At 46.0% G+C, this 17,010-nt stretch carries 11 protein-coding genes; 3 read left to right on the forward strand and 8 right to left on the reverse strand.

Annotation, left to right across the window (positions count from 1 at the left end):
* Positions 1 to 25: 25 nt before the first annotated feature.
* The 3 genes from fdhF to MJ595_RS11680 are packed head-to-tail and all read left to right on the forward strand — an operon-like array spanning position 26 to position 4,056.
* On the forward strand, positions 26 to 2,152 hold the full coding sequence (gene fdhF, locus MJ595_RS11670; protein WP_263078045.1) for a formate dehydrogenase subunit alpha: 2,127 nt from the start codon (positions 26 to 28) through the stop codon (positions 2,150 to 2,152).
* Positions 2,139 to 3,161: a 4Fe-4S dicluster domain-containing protein gene (locus tag MJ595_RS11675; protein ID WP_263078047.1), complete on the forward strand. Its 1,023-nt coding sequence runs from the start codon at positions 2,139 to 2,141 to the stop codon at positions 3,159 to 3,161. The genes fdhF and MJ595_RS11675 overlap by 14 nt, the downstream gene beginning before the upstream one ends.
* Positions 3,154 to 4,056, forward strand: a complete 903-nt coding sequence (locus MJ595_RS11680; RefSeq protein WP_263078048.1) for an FAD-binding oxidoreductase — start codon at positions 3,154 to 3,156, stop codon at positions 4,054 to 4,056. The genes MJ595_RS11675 and MJ595_RS11680 overlap by 8 nt, the downstream gene beginning before the upstream one ends.
* A 44-nt stretch (positions 4,057 to 4,100) precedes the next feature.
* Here the strand turns inward: MJ595_RS11680 and MJ595_RS11685 are convergent, their stop codons facing one another.
* From MJ595_RS11685 to MJ595_RS11720, 8 genes are all read right to left on the reverse strand, one after another.
* Positions 4,101 to 4,661 (reverse strand): GNAT family N-acetyltransferase, encoded by a 561-nt coding sequence (locus tag MJ595_RS11685; RefSeq protein ID WP_263078049.1) that lies wholly within the window; start codon positions 4,659 to 4,661, stop codon positions 4,101 to 4,103.
* A 384-nt stretch (positions 4,662 to 5,045) separates the two neighbouring features.
* Positions 5,046 to 7,823, reverse strand: a complete 2,778-nt coding sequence (locus tag MJ595_RS11690) for a M66 family metalloprotease (protein WP_263078050.1) — start codon at positions 7,821 to 7,823, stop codon at positions 5,046 to 5,048.
* Positions 7,824 to 8,000: 177 nt separating this feature from the next.
* On the reverse strand, positions 8,001 to 9,308 hold the full coding sequence (locus tag MJ595_RS11695; protein ID WP_263078051.1) for a DUF1501 domain-containing protein: 1,308 nt from the start codon (positions 9,306 to 9,308) through the stop codon (positions 8,001 to 8,003).
* A 4-nt stretch (positions 9,309 to 9,312) separates the two neighbouring features.
* Complete coding sequence (locus MJ595_RS11700; RefSeq protein ID WP_263078052.1) at positions 9,313 to 10,842, reverse strand: DUF1800 domain-containing protein; 1,530 nt, start codon at positions 10,840 to 10,842, stop codon at positions 9,313 to 9,315.
* 468 nt (positions 10,843 to 11,310) lie between these two features.
* Positions 11,311 to 12,618, reverse strand: a complete 1,308-nt coding sequence (locus MJ595_RS11705; protein WP_263078053.1) for a DUF1501 domain-containing protein — start codon at positions 12,616 to 12,618, stop codon at positions 11,311 to 11,313.
* 5 nt (positions 12,619 to 12,623) lie between these two features.
* A complete protein-coding gene (locus tag MJ595_RS11710) occupies positions 12,624 to 14,153 on the reverse strand; it encodes a DUF1800 domain-containing protein (protein WP_263078055.1) in 1,530 nt (509 codons plus the stop codon).
* Between the two features lie 163 nt (positions 14,154 to 14,316).
* Positions 14,317 to 15,693: an ATP-binding protein gene (locus MJ595_RS11715; RefSeq protein WP_263078056.1), complete on the reverse strand. Its 1,377-nt coding sequence runs from the start codon at positions 15,691 to 15,693 to the stop codon at positions 14,317 to 14,319.
* Complete coding sequence (locus MJ595_RS11720) at positions 15,690 to 16,367, reverse strand: response regulator transcription factor (RefSeq protein ID WP_263078057.1); 678 nt, start codon at positions 16,365 to 16,367, stop codon at positions 15,690 to 15,692. The genes MJ595_RS11715 and MJ595_RS11720 overlap by 4 nt, the downstream gene beginning before the upstream one ends.
* Positions 16,368 to 17,010: the final 643 nt, after the last annotated feature.

The raw sequence follows: 17,010 nt of genomic DNA on the forward strand, positions 1-17,010 counted from the left end.
TATATGAAAATATTTCAGGAAGTTCATGAGTATAAAAACGACAGCAACAGTTTGCCCCTATTGCGGGACAGGCTGCGGAATTGGTCTACGTACTGAAAATGAACGGGTGATCGGGGTAGAACCCATCAGAAATCACCCCATTAGCAAAGGGCGGCTTTGTTCCAAAGGCTGGAGTAGCGCCTTTGGTGTAGGCAGGGAAACACGTATTACCCATCCTTTGATCAAGGAAAATGGCGAGTTTCGTAAAGCCTCATGGGATGAAGCAATTAACCTGATTTACCAGCAATTCAGTTATCACCGGGAACAGCATGGACCCAAATCAGTGGGGGCAATCAGCTGCGCCCGGGCCACCAACGAAGATAACTATGCCATCCAGAAATTTGTTCGTGCCGTACTGAAAACCAATAATATTGATCACTGTGCCCGTATCTGTCATAGCCCTTCGGTTGCCGGGCTTGCCAGGACACTGGGGTCTGGAGCCATGACCAATAGTATTGGTGATATTGATAAGGCTGACGTGGTTGTGGTTTTTGGTTGTGATCCCACTGAAAGCCACTGCATTATTGGCAGTGAAATTATGCAGGCCCGTGAGCGGGGAGCCATGCTGGTGGTGGTTGACCCCCGTAAAACCAGGCTGGCCAAGCTGGCTGATGTCCACTTGCAGCTAAAGTTAGGCTCCAATATTGCCCTGATTAATGGCCTGCTCAACATTATTTTTACCCGTGGCTGGGAGGATAAACAGTTTCTGGATGAGCACTGTCGCCATCTGGATTTATTAAAAGCCAATGTGCAGGATTATCCACCGGAAAAAGTCAGTGAAATTACCGGTGTGCCAGTGGATCAGTTAATCCAGGCTGCAAGGGTCTACAGTCATGCCCGGGCAGCATTCCTTGCTTATGGCATGGGGGTCACCCAGTATGTCAGCGGCACCAATAATGTAATGGCCATATCCAACCTGGCCTTGTGCTGTGGTCAGGTGGGCAAGCCCGGGGCAGGGATCAACCCGTTGCGGGGGCAGAATAATGTTCAGGGTGCCTGTGATATGGGGGCTTTGCCCAATGTCTACCCTGGCTATCAGTCAGCGGATGATCCTGCCATACGTGATAAGTTCAGCAGAGCCTGGGATTGTGACGTAGCGGATCATCCGGGAATGACATCGCTGGGTATGAATGAAGCGACACTGGCAGGTCAGTTTCATGCCATGATGATTTTTGGAGAGGACCCCGTGGTGACGGATCCAGACCAGAATCAGGTGGCGAAAGTGTTGAGCAAGCTGGACTTTCTGGTTGTCACCGAAATGGTTATGACAGAAACCGCCAGGTTTGCCAATGTCATTCTACCCGCCGCCAGTTTTGCTGAGAAAAATGGTACCTTTACCAATTGTGAGCGCCGGGTACAGCGGGTTCGTAAAGCCATAGAGCCTATTGGTGATTGTCTGCCTGACTGGCAAATTATAGGTAAACTGGCCAGGGCCTTCGGTGTCGAAGGATTTGACTGGCCCTCTGCTGAAGCCGTGTTTAATGAATTTAGCCAGTTAATGCCTATTTATAGTCGTATGAGTTATCCCCGGCTGGAAAAGAGTGGTGGGCTGCAATGGCCCTGTGATACCCATTCACCCGATGGTACGCCCATTCTTCACTTAAAAAGCTTTCCCAATGGCAAGGCCCGGTTGATGCCCTTGCATTATTTGCCACCGGCTGAGAATCCCGATGCCGAATACCCCTACTATCTGACCACCATTCGTCTGCACTTCCATTATGGTTGTGGCTCTATGACCCGCAAATCGCCTTTACTGGAGAGGGAAACCCCTAAAGGCGTACTGTTTATGAATCCCCAGGATGCTGAAAAACAGGGGCTGTTTAACCACGCACCAGTGGGTGTGCGCTCCAGGCGGGGTTATGTGGAAACCCGGGTGATGATTACCGATCAGTTACCCCCCGGACTGGTGAGTATGCCTTACCATTTTGATGATACCCCTTCTAACCAGCTAACCAATGATGCCCAGGACCCCATCACCCGGATGCCGGAGCTTAAGGCTTGTGCCGTAAAGGTTGAGCCTTTACAGCCATCAGACCGTCCACGACCTATCCAGGTTTTACGCGAGGTTGCATCATCAGATTCTGCAGAAGGAGCGCATCATGTACGTTTATGAACTGGAACGGGCTGAGCATTTAAGGGATTGGCTGGCTTTGCGGTATAACGTATTACAGCCCGTTCATGATGAAACGGGTAATGGCAGCTGGCAACCCCTGAAAAGCGGTGAGGTGACACCCTTTGACCAGAAACTAAGACCCGTTATGTCGCCAAAGTCCCTGTTTTTTGCCGAGCGGGAAATGCTGTTTGAATTTGATGGTGAACAGTTTAAAACCACCCGACCAGCGTCAGAACCCCGTGTTTTATTTGGGGTCAAAGCCTGTGATCTGGCAGCTATTGCCTATCAGGATGTTCATTTTAAAGACGACCCTTATTATCAGGCCAGAAGAAAAGAGACATTGCTGGTGGGCATTGACTGTAGTGCGCCCTGTAATAATGGCTTCTGTTCAACCGTGGATGCAGGCCCCCATGTGGGTGAAGACCTTGCTGACCTGATTTTAACGCCTATGCCCAATATTGGTGGGGATCAGCCTGGCTGGTGGCTCATTTGCTCAAGTCCGGCGGGACAGGCAGCAGTGTCCGGAATGAACCTTTCTCCCGCTGATTCCCACTGGAGTTACTGGCGGAAAATGAATGCGGAGCATGCCAAAGCTGCATTTGCAGACGACACCTACATTATTAATGGTATTCAGCGAATAAATGCCCGGGCAGTACCTGATAAAGTTTGGGATCGTTTAGCGCAACAATGCCTCGGTTGCTCAGGCTGTAGCCAAACCTGCCCAACCTGTAGTTGCTATGCCACCCGTGACCATAAGACAGAGACAGGCTATTCCAGAGAACGGTTTTACGATTCCTGCCTGATGGAAGGTTTCCAGAAAGAAGCCAGTGGTGCCAACCCCGCCCGGGCTCCGGGCAGGCGGGTAGCCCGCTATTGGTATCATAAGTTTTCCGGGGATATTGCCAAAAAAATGGGGCGTTATGGCTGTGTGGGTTGTGGCCGCTGTGATATGACCTGCCCGGGTTCAATTGGTGTTCATGCGGTGATGGAGAAAGTAGCTCATGTTTGATTTAACCCCTGTCACTGTACGACTGGTTGAACGTTATTCCGATGGTGAGGAAATTGACCACTTTACCTTTGAGCCTGTTGGTTCCGGTAATGGGTTGCCCAGTGTGGCTGACCCAAAAGCCGTAAGTCCGGGCCAGTTCTTTATGCTCAGTGTTCCCGGTAAAGGCGAGGCAGCATTTACCTATGCCGGTATGCCCGATGAGAATGGACGTTTCCATGCCCTGATTCGTCAGATTGGCAAGCTGACCGATGCATTATTTGAGTGTCAGCCCGGTGATATTCTCGGAGCGAGAGGTCCTTTTGGCAAAGGCTGGCCTGAGTTGGCTGGCAATAGGGTGCTGGTGGTGGCTGGTGGTTGCGGTCTGGCACCGGTGGCAGCAAAGATTGATACCCTTATTGAGCAGGGATCTGAACCTGTTGTTTACTTTAGTGCCCGCAGTGAAGCCATGCTGGTGATGAAACATGAGCGGGAAAACTGGCGGAACAGCTGCAAGCTCTATGAAGCGGTGGATATGCTGGAAGGTGCCAGTAGGAAATTTATGCCGGGTCGGGAGCTCATGGCGAACCTTAGCCAGATTATTAGTGACGACGGTCCTTTTGATCATGTTATTTGCTGTGGCCCTGAAGGTATGATGGAAGCGGTCTGTAAATATCTCACCAGCCAGGGGCATCCTGCCAGCCGTATCTGGTTATCCCTGGAACGGCGGATGCACTGTGGGGTTGGACTATGTGGTCATTGTTATGTGGCCGATGATCTGGTGTGTGTGGACGGCCCCACTTACCGCTGGGATCAGTTGGGAGAACTGGTGGTTAAGGAGCGTTCCATTCAACCACCACGGCAGCAAGTGTCTATGGGACATGCTGAGGTTGAGTGTTGTGGAGGAGGCTGCGTTTAGGTCGTTATAGTAAAGCAAGGCAGTGGCTGAGGGTTAATCAGCCCCTAGCTGACAATAAGCTGATCTGAGGATATGGCTTTTTTATCTGGCCGATGCAAGTGACCTTCCTCCGGGCTATCCCAGGTCTTTTCCATCCGCATAAAACCGGGAAACTGCCGGGATTTTTCCATAAGCACATAGCCTCGCCTTTCATAGAAGCTAATTAATGGCTTTAGTTTTGGGTTAACCACAATATGTACGCCATTTTTGCCCAGTTTTTTAGCCTGTTCTTCAATATAGGCGATGAGCCTGGAGCCAAGGCCAGCTTTGTTGGCATGAGGTGATGTCCACAGTGTGCCAAAATAGACTTTATCGGGATACATGGGATCGTGGGTAACGCAAAAAGCACCGCCGATGAACGCCCCATCATGATTTTTTACAATAAGCCAGTGATGCTTTTTTTCTGACATTTCATGCTCAAAGTCCTTGGGACAAGGATAACGTAGCCAGCCCCAATGGCTTTGCCAAGTATTATTGATGGCTGCCATAAGCCGCTGTCGGTCATTTGCGGATAAGTTGCTGAGAATAACGGGGATAACTTTATGATTATTATTTAATTCAGCCACGTTTATTTTTATATTTTTATATTTTTTATAGTTTATTTTATGTCGACAGTTTATTTCATCCTTGTTTAGATGAACATCTATTTTAAAAAACTCCGGTAACAGACCAATGGTTAGTCATGGCAAGTGGGGTGCCGGGGAGCCATCTAACAATAATTCTATGGAACTTCGTGCCTGGGGGGGGAGACTATTTTGGGTGATAGTGGTATTCAGAGATTGCTCCTGTTCAACACCGGAAGCAACTTAATCGCATGGATACTCAGGCTGAACCTACTACTATCGATAGCTCATTGTTTATTTATGAGCAACATTAGCCCGGATGTACCATAAACTACCCAGCGCAATGCTCGGGGCAGTTTATGGTACATCCGGGCCAGCTTTGTTTTGTTAGGGTTTGGTTAGGCTAATATCAAACAAGTGAACACCAAGCAATTTATGACCGGCATGGTGCGCTCTCCCTTCTATATATAGCTCCTGTCCGGGCAGGGTTTGATAGCGTCCAGCAGGAAGGTTTGGATTATCATCAACTTGAAAGCCCAGGCGCAGATGAGTGGTATAGGCATTACCCCCGGAGCCTCCAACCCAGACACTATCATTCATCGCTGCCCAGTTGCCCGACCAGGGATGGGAGCGCCTTTGGGCACGAATAGAGACCCTGTGGGTTTCCCCGGAACTGTTATGGGCCATCGGTATTGACAGTAAGGCATAATTAGGGGAACTCATCCATACCTGATGGGTAGGGCCTATTTGTGGATTGTTGGTCAAATAGTAAATGGTTGATCCACTTAATTTGTCCGGATAAAGTTCGGGATAGCCCAGCCCGAGATAGTCGCCAGTTGAAAGGTCTATGGCTGTTTGGGTTGTTGTCCATAGATCTACCCGAACCTCGATTTCTCTGGCACTGTTTTCAACGGGCGCTCCGTTGATAACGTTATAGGCTGAAAATGCCACTTCCCGCCAATAGTTAGTGAGGTGGCTACTGACATCATTGGCATTTATCGTGTTATTGAGTTCTTGTGGAACCCAGAGAACCAGAGCTTCTTCCAGAGTCTCGGGAAATACTGTGGCATCATTTATCGGCAGCCTCAACCGGCTACCATTAGCCAGTACCACTTCTCTGACCGCTTTTGCCTGTAACAAATGGGATGTTTTACCTTCCTCATAGGTCTTGATAGAGAGTAATGTTTCTCCTTCTTTTCCCTCCCATTGTATTTGACCAGGCCTGTCTTCCAGGCGCCCAAACAATGGCAAAAAGACCGTTGAACCCTGTTCCTGTGTGAAGGCAACCCTTAATGCATGTTCACTGGTGGGGCAGTTGGTCTGGCATATGCCTTTGATTTTTACTGTGCGCTGGCCATCGTATGATCCCCCCACTGTAATAGCCTGTGGCATGTTAGGGGCTGAACCAATGTCACGCTGATCCATCAATGTGCTGTCTTGCGGATTAATTTCCGGATACCCTTTATTGGCGCGGTAGAGCTTAATGGAAACAGGGGTGGTGCCTTCACTGGTTAATGGCAGGTTTGTAGATACCGTATAGACACCCGTTTTATCAGTCACAGGCTTTCCAATCAGCACATACTCTGTTCTATCGCCATAATCGACTTCAAAAAAGAATTGTGATCCGTTATAGGCGCTGTTTAAATCGGGTGTGAGAGGGGAGGGATTTTGGAACAGATTGCCGTGGCTGCTGGTAATGACGGGTAGAATAGCGCCCTGGCTCCCATCCTCTGCGATGGTTGCGATAACCAGGGCTACGTGGGTACCTGCCGCTAATGGTTTGATATCCGGTTGCTTGCTGCTTTTTATGTAACGCCCTGAATTCTGATCCCAGCGGTATAGGGCCAACCCTTCCTGAGTTTTCCTGAGGACATCCCGTGACTCAAAAAACTGCTGAATCCTCATACTATGATAAGCAGTATATTGTGGAAAGCAGTATCGACCCCTGTAAGCAGAATCACCTCCATTCATGGGGTCACGCTTGCCCAGCAGTTCACCATTAGCATCTTTTTTGGGGCCATTACTATCGACCTGGTACCAGGTACGGAACTTCCTGAATAGGGTGTGGAACCCGGCCGGGTGGTCTGGAAGGTTTACACCATCTTTCGGGTATTCATCACTTATTCCCCAACTTCCTGCTGTCCCTGAAGTGAAATGGCTAAGATTCATGGCATGGCCGGTTTCGTGGATAAAGGCATTGCCACATTCAGTATTCCAGCCAATAGCAGACCAGCCATGCCATCCTCCATAGATGCCTTCGTCAATCATGGATCGATAGCCACCGTCGGCTTTTAGTGCCATGCCCATGCCAATATCGGTTTTAAGCCCTCTAGGGATGGAAGATAAACCCGAGGGAAGCAGTCCAGATCCGGCATTAGCGGCCATGGCTCCATCAATGGTGATTCGTTTTAGGACATAGTTATAATAGGTTCGTCCGGTATACTTCATCTCTTCATCAGAGGTCACTAATACAGGACCAAATACAGTAGGGACCAGCATTTTGTCCAGATGCATCGGAGAATAGTCGGCAATGGTCATGCGACTCACAGGAATTGATCCATAAAAGTCCCTGACTAATTCAGAGGCTTCAACGGTGTCATTAAAATCATCTGAGTGATCATACCATTTGCCATCCCAGGCCCGGATCTTAAGGCGGTTAAAACTATAGTCAGTGGGTGCGCCAATATTTGGTACAGGGTAGGTGCTGCTTTGTACTAACCCATCTGTTGATGTATCAGGCGTGTAAATCAGATTAAGTATCAAGCCAGGCCTGATCCAGTGCCACGGCAACATGGTGCTCCAGGCTTGATCAGAATAAGGGGGTAAAGGCACACCGCTGACCTGGCTTTCCAGGTTTTCCAATAACCTCGAGGGTGGCTGCATTCTAATGGATGCAAGCTTTTCACCTTGGGCATTGAAGCCGATTACTTCAAAAACTGCGTCTTCTGGTAATGGCTGGTTGGGGGAGAACAGCAGTAGAGTGTCCCTTTCGCCAACAAGGTGGGGAGCAAGTCGTGATTCGCTGGCCTGGATAATATGGGTTTGTCCAAATTCTATAGTACCTTTAAGTTCAGGTGAGGGAGTTGCTTTTGAGCTATTTAAAAAAATCAGGAATAACGAAACCAGTGAGATAACAGTTGCTAGCTTATATATTTTTTTATTCATTTTTATGTACAGCTATTATTATAATTTTTACGCTACTCTACGTTGGTAGACTTAAGTTGTCGATAGGTTATGCGAAACTTCTTTGCTGTGATAAGTAACCTGAGCCTATGTTATAAGCTCAGGTTACTTTTTTGGTGGTTAGTTTTTAATCGTACCTCATTACTATATGCGCATTCTTTAGGCTTTTATAAAGTCCAGGGTTTTTCTATCAAAGCCATTATTCAGGACGGGGAATAACTCTTCCAGATTTTTGTTATAGCCAAACCAGGAAGCCAGCGTTGCACTCACCTGATCCGCAGCTATTTCAGGAATCATACGACTGTTTTTATAGTCATATGGGCTGCCTGGGCGCAGGTCTGGCCAGGTGCCATAGGCCTTTTTACCATTTACAGCACCTCCCATGACTAGCTGGTGACCACCCCAGCCATGATCTGTACCACTTGCATTGGAAGGAATACGGCGGCCGAAGTCAGACATGGTGAATGTAGTCACATTATCATTCAGACCAACGCTATTGATGTCAGAATGAAATGCTGCCATGGCATCTGCTAGTTGTTTTAGCAGATTTTCATGGGATTTCTTCTGGTCTTTATGGGTATCAAATCCACCCAGCTGAATGAAGTAAACCTGTCGTTGGTGACCAAGTTTGCCACGTATTCTGATATATTGGGCTGCAGCTTTAAGTGAGTTACCCAATCCTGTATCAGGAAAATCATTGGTACCATCCAGCTCATCTAAATAGCCTCTGAGAGTATCATGATCCAGATAACATTTTTCCATTACATCTGCATAGTTACGTTGCATTAAATTTTTATAGTCAGTGGAAAAGTGCCTATTCATGGCCTCAAGTCGCTGCGGTGTATTCAGTCCTTCATAGCCACTGGGTTGTCCTGGATTAATAGTCAGTTGTCCCAGGCTTTTTGATCTTAAAAATTTGCACTGTCCACTCATGGATATTAATGGAGATATGCTACCGTTGAGATACATATCATCAGCCATTCGTCCCGCCCAGCCAAACTCATCATCGTGGCTCAGGGTACCGGACTGCCATGCTACTGACTGATAATTATGAGCCAGTATAAACTGTGGGAGTTGAGGATTTGATTTGCCGACAACAGGTTCAATTAACTGCCCTGAATTCACAATAACGGTGGCATCTCCTGCCTTGAAAACCGGCTGGAGGTTAGCCATTGCTGGGGCAAGACCCAGCGATACATTGTTGTCAGTCTTTAGCCCGGTATCAATCAGTGTACTCTGGGAATGGGCTATACTGGGCCTCATTGATTTATAGATATTGTATTCTTTGCTACTGGTAGGAACCACCATATTGTAGGCATCATTACCGCCACTTAAAAAAATACACACCAGAGCCTTAAAGTCATCAGTACTGCCATAGGCGGAGCTTATGCCGGAAACGGCCGGTAACATCAGAGAGGCACCAGAAGCCAGGCTGCCTTTTAAAAATGTTCTACGTGATACTTTCATTGTTTTACCCCTGGCAGCGAAATTCTGGTGAGCATTGAATAGCAAACAGGGTGTCATTAATCTGTTGATCAATGGATTGACCATTTTGGCTATTCTCTAGCAGCATATTTTTTAAGAAACTGGATAAATCTGATGGCATATCGCCACCAAAAAAAAGGCGGCTTAGTAAGTCGATATAGCGATCAGGTTTGTCAATTTTTTGTTCAAACTCACTGCGATCCCAATGCCAGCCCCTGCGGTGGCTGGTACCCTCAATGACAGCCCATATACGGTTGCTGATTGTTCTGAACGTATCCATATCCAGAATATTGAATTCAGGGGCAACCAGCTCTTTATCAGAGATTTCCCCTTTTGGCGCATAGTCTGCCTCATAAAAATTAAAAACAGTGGGTGCTTCAAATGGAGCCTGTCCAAAGTTGTTATAGTCCATGTTAGCAAAGTCCCACCAACGATCGTGATCGTTGCTTTTTACTTCTAGCGCCCGGGCAAGGTTAGCCATAGCGATCAATGGCTCTTTCACTTTGCCAAAGTTGCTGTAAGATCTTCCGTTCTCCTGATGACTGGACATTGCCTTGCCTTCCAGGACATCACTATCCAATAAAACAGCCTTGATAACGGCTTTGAGATCACCCCTGACCCCATAACCATTGTCCTTAAATGCATCTGCAACTCTAGCTATATAGCTTCTGCGAGGATTGCTAATAGTTAGCCGTTTAATTAATAGTGTTGCGAAATAGATGGGTGTATTATCGTGGTTAAATAATAAATCCATGGCCTGGGATAAATCCTGTTCTGGACTCTGCCCTTCAGGGAATACATGGCCGAAGATTTTCTTTTGCCCCATATCATGGTCGTGGGAAACAGAGTGCATGGGCTTGGTATAGCTGCTTTTTGTCCACCCTGTCAAAACCCTGGCCATCTCTTCAACATCCTGCTGGGAGTAAGTGGGTACGGGTTTTCCCTCTTTATCCAATATTGCTAGTCCGTTATTGCCTAGCTTCCATAAACCCAAAGTAAACAGTTGCATCACTTCCCGGGCATAGTTTTCGTCAGGGAAACTGTTTTTTTTGGGATTCGCTTTTTTGCTGCCATCCAGCGATAAAAATTTACCCATTGCCGGATTTAGGGTTACCTGCTTAAGAAGGTCGCGGAAATTGCCAAACGCATGCTTTAGCAGGAGGTCTTGATAAGCCAGTACCCCTTCAGAATCGTTGGTGCCTCCATTGTGCATTGACATTACAAAGATTTGACTAAGGGCATAGGCAACTCTTTGTCTTAATTGATCCTTGGCACCAAGGGTGCGACACCACCACGCTCCCCTTCTGCAGAATTTATTGGTGCTTTTATTACCAGTGATTTTTGCGTATTTTTTTGCAAGATCCAGGTGTAGTTCAGGGGATAATTTAAACTGATGCTCTAGCCATTTTTCTACTCCAATATCAAGCAGATCAGCTATATCATCACCTTTTGGGCCAAAAGTAGCGCGATAAAGAAATTCTGCAGCCTGTGCTTGGCTATTTAGTATTACTGCCAAAATTTCACTCCGTTATATATACGTATAATGACGTTTATTGTTAAGGAATAACTATGATGTCGTTAACAATAAATGTCGGTGGATTTAGTCGATGTATTTTGTGAGAAAAGAGAGTCCATATGTCCTGAGTCTTATATTTTAAACTCAGGATACTTTTTAACCGAGGCTAGGGGCTGTTGATGTTTTATCGCGAGCTCAGTGGTTTGTAAAGCGGCCTTACGCAAGGCGAACTGGTGCAGCGCGTAGTTATTCTACGTCAAGCCAGTTTAACGCAGTCGGAAGGCCGCTTTACGAGCCACCCGGAGGGCCAAAGCCAGCGCTTCCGTGCCGTCGTTGCAGCAGCTTGAAAGGCATGAGCTTCCTGCGCTGCTACGCCTAGCCACGAAAACGCTGGCTTTGGCTGAGCACGCGATAAAACATCAACAGCCCCTAGCTTGTAGCTTTACTCTGTTAGTATGAACGCGTTACTCATGCCTTCATGAATTCCAGGGTCTTTTTATCAAAGCCATTGTTCAGGCTTGGGAATAACTCTTCCACATTTTTACTATATCCAAACCAGGCGGCAAGGGTGGCGCTAACCTGATCGGCGGATATTTCGGGAATCATCCGGCTGTGTTTGTAGTCATATGGGCTACCCTCACGCATGTCCGGCCAGACACCATAAGCCTTTTTACCATTGACAGCGCCTCCCATGATTAACTGGTGTCCGCCCCAGCCATGGTCTGTGCCAGTTGCATTAGATGGAATGCGGCGGCCGAAGTCAGACATGGTGAATGTGGTAACGTTATCATTCAGGCCAATGCTCTTTATATCATTGTGAAAGGCAGCCATGCCATCCGCTAATTGTTGCAGCAGATTTTGATGGGATTTTTTCTGGTCTTTATGGGTATCAAAGCCACCCAGTCCAACAAAATAAATCTGTCGTTGGTGACCGAGTTTTCCCCGTATTCTGATATATTGAGCTGTTGTTTGAAGTGTTTTACTGAATCCTGTATCAGGGTAATCATTGGTATCACCCAGTTCATCTATATAGCCTCTGAGGGTCATATGATCCAGGTAAGATTTTTCCATTGCCGAGGAATAGTTGCGTGGCATTAAATTACTGTAGCCAGTAGAAAAATGCCTGTTCATGGCCTCCAGCCGTGCCGGTGTATTCAGTCCTTCATAACCGCTGGGTTGCCCGGGCCTGATAATAAGTTGCTCACGACTTTTTGATCGTAGCCACTTACACTGTCCATCCATGGATATCAGGGGAGACAGACTACCATTAAGGTACATGTCATCCGCCATTCGCCCAGCCCAGCCCAGTTCGTCATCGTGACTCAGGGTTCCGGACTGCCATGCGATTGACTGATAGTTATGAGCCAGCACAAAGGGAGGGATTTGGGGGTTTGACCTGCCAACAACAGGTTCGATCAACTGACCTGAATTGACAATCACGGTAGCATCACCTGCTTTGAAAACAGGCTGAAGTTTCGTCATTGAGGAATGAAGTCCCAGCGGTACATGGTTGTCAGCCTTTAGCCCCGTATCAACCAGCTGACTCTGGGGAATGGCTATGTTCGGCCTCATTGATTGATAGATATTGTATTCTTTGCTACTGGTAGGGATGACCATATTGTAAGCATCGTTACCACCATGCAAAAAGATACAGACTAAGGCCTTAAAGTCATCGGTGCTGCCATAGGCGGAACTCATACCGGAAACGGCCGGTAACATCAGAGAGGCACCGGAAGCCAGGCCGCCTTTTAAAAATGTTCTACGTGATACTTTCATTGTTTTTACCCCTGGCAACGAAATTCTGGTGAGCATTGAATAGCAAACAAAGTATTATTGACCTGTTGAGCAACAGGTTGGCCACTTTGGTTTTGCTCTAACAGCATATTTTTCAAGAAATTTGCTAAATCTGATGGCATATCACCGCCAAAAAAACGATCACTTAACAGATCCATATAGAGACCGGGGTTGGTGACTTTTTGCTCAAATTCACGGCGATCCCAACGCCAGCCCCTACGGTGGCCGGTACCCTCAATGACAGCCCACATACGGTTGCTGATTGTTCTGAATGTATCCATGTCCAGAATATTGAATTCAGGGGCAACCAGCTCTTTATTAGAAATTTCCCCTTTTGGCGCATAGTCTGCCTCATAAAAATTAAAAACAGTGGGTGCCTCCAGTGGAGCCTGCCCAAAGTTGTTATAGTCCATGTTAGCAAAGTCCCACCAACGACTATGATCGTTACTTGTTACCTCAAGCGCCCGGGCAAGATTAGCCATAGCCACCAATGGCTCCTTTACCTTGCCGAAGTTGCTGGTAGACCTTCCGTTCTCCTGATGATCAGACATCGCCTTGCCTTCCAAGACATCACTATCCAATAGAACGGCCTTAATAACGGCTTTAAGATCACCCCTGACACCATAACCATTGTCCCTAAATGCATCTGCAACCCTGGCTATATAGGTTCTCCGGGGATTACTAATGGTTAACCTTTTAATTAATAGCGTTGCGAAGTATATGGGAGTATTAGCATGGTTAAATAATAAATCCATGGCCTGGGATAAATCCTGTTCTGGACTTTGCCCCTCAGGGAATACATGGCCAAGTATTTCCTTTTGTCCCATATCATGATCGTTGGAGACAGGGTGCATGGGCTTGGTATAATCGCTTATTGTCCACCCAGTCAAAACCCTGGCCATCTCTTCAACATCCTGCTGGGAATAGGTCGGTACAGGTTTGCCCTCTTTATCTGATACTGGCAGCCCATTAGCACCTAGCTTCCATAAACCCAAAGTAAATAGTTGCATTACTTCCCTGGCATAGTTTTCATCAGGAAAGCTATTCTTTTTTGGATTTGCTTTCTTGCTGCCATTCAGTGATAAAAATGTACCCATTGCAGGGTTGAGGGTCACCTGCTCAAGAAGGTCTCGGAAATTGCCAAAGGCATGGTTTAACAAGAGGTCTTGATAGGTCAGTAGCCCTTCATCATTGGAGGGGCCTCCATTACGCTTTGACATGACAAAGATTTCACTCAGGGCAAAGGCAACTCTTTGTCTTAATTGGTCCTTAGCCTCAAGGATGCGACACCACCACGCACCTCTTCTACAGTATACATTGGTGGCCTTGTTACCAGTAATTTCCCTGTATTTTCTTGCCAGATCCAGGTGTAGCTCAGGGGGGCGATTGAACTGTTCCTCGAACCAGTTATCTACACCAATGTCCATTAGATGGGCTACATCATTAGCTTTTGGGCCAAAAGTAGCTCGGTAAATAAACTTCGCGGCTTGTGCTTGGCTATTCAGTGTTTCTGTCAAAATTTCACTCCATCTTATATACGTATTTTGTCGTATGATATTAAGTAACGATTACGATTTTTTTATGTCCTTAATAATAAACTTCAGTCGATTTAATAAATGTATTTCCACAGGTTTGTTGGCGGCTTGTCAAAATCCTTAACCTAAAAGTAATAGTGGTTTTTTAGGGTAAACAAACTGAAAATGCAGCTCCGCCGACTTCAGATCGATCAATAATAATTTTGCCATGGTAACCTTCAATAAGGTCGCTTACGATAGCTAACCCAATGCCTTGCCCGGGTTTCTGGCAGTCCACTCGTATGCCTCTCTGTAGAATTTGGTCTTGCGCTTCACTACTGATACCTGGGCCATCATCCTCAACTATCAGTATTAGCCTGCCATGATTCTTTTCACTTCCAGGCTCAAGGTAGCCACTGACAATGATTAGTTGATGACAAAATTTAAAGGCGTTTTCCAGCAGGTTTCCCATAATTTCCAGGAAGTCACCTTCATCACCCTGGAACAGGCAGGCTGGATCAAGGTTGATTTGTACAGAAATCAGCTTGTCATGGTAAACCTTATCAAGAGAGCGGCACAGGTCCCTGATAATGGGTTCTACCTGAATAGCTTGTCGTGTCAGGCCCTGGCGACCTGTTACGGTACGATGCAGGTGATAACCTACGATCTGATTCATTCGATTGATTTGAGTATCAAGGTTTAGAGATAATTCTTTGATATCTTGTCTATTGACCGCCTTATTATTTCTTAAGGCTGTACTGAAACTTTGAAGAATCATCAGAGGTGTTTTCAGACTATGGGTCAGGTCATCCATGGTCGTGCGGTATTTTTCCCGCTGTTTTTTTTCTGAAATGAGCAATGTGTTAATGCTGTCAGTGAGGCGTTTTACCTCAATGGGAAAGTTTCCCTCAAGCTGAGTACGTTCCCCACTTTCTATTTCATTGAGCTGTCTGGACACATTTCTAAATGGTGTAAAAAACCACCATAGAATGATCAAAAAAGAACCAAAGATGATTAGTGATGTTAGTATTATTGATATTAACAGGTCGTTTCTAAAGATATTCAGGATGTTGAAGTAATTTTTAGCAGGAATAAGCGTAACAAAGCTATATCCCTGGGATGAGGGGCTTAATGTTATGTCGATTTCATGAACCAGAAAAGTACGGCCATTTATTTTGATGGTATCCAGTGAGACATATCCGGCATGATCGAAATGTGGCTTTAGCTTGACGTCATCGATACCGGCAGACACGGATCGCCAGACCATCTCTTCCTTTTGGTTGTAGATGTATCCCCTTAAATTATCGTCTCCTTGCTTGTTGAAACGGCTGTTGGGAAGAATGTCAGGCATCGTTAACTGTCCATCTTCTTCTCTTGCTAATCCAACTGGTATGGTATTTGTGTTGGATGCAAGTCTTTCTTTGGCGGCATGATCCAGTGTGGTGTTAAAGGAATGCATGACCGCTATGGAAGCCAAAGTAAAAATGGTGGCCAGTATCGAAGCAATGGCAATTGTGACTCGTCCTTTGAGTGACCGGATCATGATATTTCCCACTCAAGGCGATAGCCTTCACCGCGGATTGTTTTGATAGGATTAATGCCGCTGTGTTTTAGCAGTTTTTTGCGAAGCCGGTTTACCAGAACTTCGATGACATTGCTTTCCGGCCCTGAGTTTGTGCCATATACCAGATCTTCAAGTACTGCCCTGGATAGAAGCTTATGATTGTTGAGCATGAAAAACTCCATGATCATAAACTCATATTTAGTCAGTGAAACTGTGTCACTGTTAACCTTGAACTTTTTTGATACCGTATCCAGGTTGAATGAACCCACAGTTAACAGGGGTTTGGAGAAACCTGCCGAGCGTCGTACCAAGGCATTTATTCTTGCTTTTAACTCTTCTAACTCAAAAGGCTTGACCAGGTAGTCATCTGCTCCAATATTCAGGCTTTTAACTTTGTCACGCCAGTTACTTCGAGCTGTTAAGACCAAAATGGGTGTTTTAATATCTTTTGAACGAACTGTTTTAATGAGTTCAAGGCCTCCTATACCGGGTAGACCAAGATCAATAATGGCAATATCCAGGTTGAAATTGTCGAAGAGGTAGAGGGCATCCTCTCCTTTTTTGCAGCCGATAACCCTATAGCCTACGTTCTCAAGCTCACACTTAAGGTGATGCAATAAAAGTGATTCATCTTCAACCAATAAGATATTCATGTAGTTAAGCCATTATTTCGAGCTGACTGGTAGGGATAAATTATATCGGCTTTAAAGGCTGTTTTATGGCACTACCTTCCCTTGTGTCTGTACGGGTATTTGCGTGGTGCTCTAGGCTGTTTTCTCCCGGGTGCTAGAAGTAGTGGTTGATACCTGTATCAGCGAGTCCCTGATCATTGGCACTTGAGGAATCAATTGGATAGAAAGTCATAGTGGACAAAGTTTAGGGTCTAGCTGTATGACATTATATCCTGAGTAATCTGAATGAATTATGAATGGGATGATCAAAATTGGGGTTGTTACTTTAGATTGGGTATGGGGAATATTATTATTTATTAATTTTGGTTTTTATTTTGTTGTTTTTGGTTAAGGGGGAGAGGGTAATCCCTATTTTGTTCAAATTTTGTTCACAATTTTCAGAGGCAAAGAATTTCCTGATATCCATTGAATATGGAAATTACCCTCTGCCCCATCATGTATTGCGATATTTATAAGCTTATAGAGAGTGGCTTATCAAGCTGGGGTATGGACCAAGCTTTTACAATATTCCTGTTAGATAAGACAGTATGTCAATGGATCAGGTTTTTGGGCTGTTTCATAAAAGGTACTTTTTTTCACTGAGTATTGATTTGTTTCTTATTAG

It is taken from the genome of Endozoicomonas sp. Mp262, from assembly GCF_025643335.1.
In the GTDB taxonomy this organism is placed as follows: Bacteria; Pseudomonadota; Gammaproteobacteria; order Pseudomonadales; family Endozoicomonadaceae; genus Endonucleibacter.